Genomic DNA, 836 nt, shown 5'->3' on the forward strand with positions numbered 1-836 from the left:
AGCGTTGCGGGTAGCCCAAGGCGCTTCCACCTACATCGTGGAAAGCACCCCGGAGGAACCCGTTTCCCTCGTGGCGGTGAAGATCGGCGACTTCGAGATCCCCACGACCAGAACAGGGGGCTTGTGGCTTTATCTCACCCCGGACAGACCGGACCGTTACATCTCCGCCAGCAAGGTCCTCCAGGGATCGGCTGAGGACCTGGCGCCCTTGGTTGAAGGCCACATCGTCTTTGTCGGCACCTCTGCCGCCGGCCTGCTTGACATTCGCGCAACGCCGCTTGGCCAGAACGTGCCTGGCGTTTCGCTTCACGCACAGGCTCTGGAGCAGATGCTGACCGGCAAGTTTCTCTCCCGGCCCGATTGGGCCGATGGGCTCGAGGTCACGATGATCGCGGCGGTGGGCCTTCTCGTCGCGGCCATGACGGCCATGTTTTCACCGGTGATCGCCATAACCGCCGGCACCGCCATTTCGGCAGCGTTCCTCGCCCTGTCGTGGCATGCATTCCGGTCGTGGGGGTTCCTGATCGATCCCGTGGCGCCCATTCTGGCCTCAACGGCCGCGCAGTTCTCGGCCGTCGGCTTCCGGCTTCTGGTCACGGACCGGGAACGCCGGCACATTCGCCGGGCCTTCGGCAACTACGTCTCGCCGGCCGTTCTTGCCCGTGCCGAAAACCAGCCCGCGCTCCGCCTCGGCGGCGAGGACCGCGAGATCACCATGCTGTTCATGGACATCCGCGACTTCACGACCATCAGCGAGAGCCTGCCCTCGACGTCGCTCGTGTCGTTCCTCAACACGCTTCTGACGGGTCTCAGCCGGCACATCATCGATTCCGACG

The 836-nt window shown here is 64.7% G+C and carries 1 protein-coding gene; it reads left to right on the top strand.

Annotation, left to right across the window (positions count from 1 at the left end):
- Positions 1-37 precede the first annotated feature (37 nt).
- A partial coding sequence (locus ACLD7X_RS17295) for a CHASE2 domain-containing protein (RefSeq protein WP_411424928.1) occupies positions 38-836 on the top strand: 799 nt, incomplete at its 3' end.

The organism is Aphanothece microscopica RSMan92 (assembly GCF_046613545.2).
Taxonomy (GTDB): domain Bacteria; phylum Cyanobacteriota; class Cyanobacteriia; order PCC-6307; family Cyanobiaceae; genus NIES-981.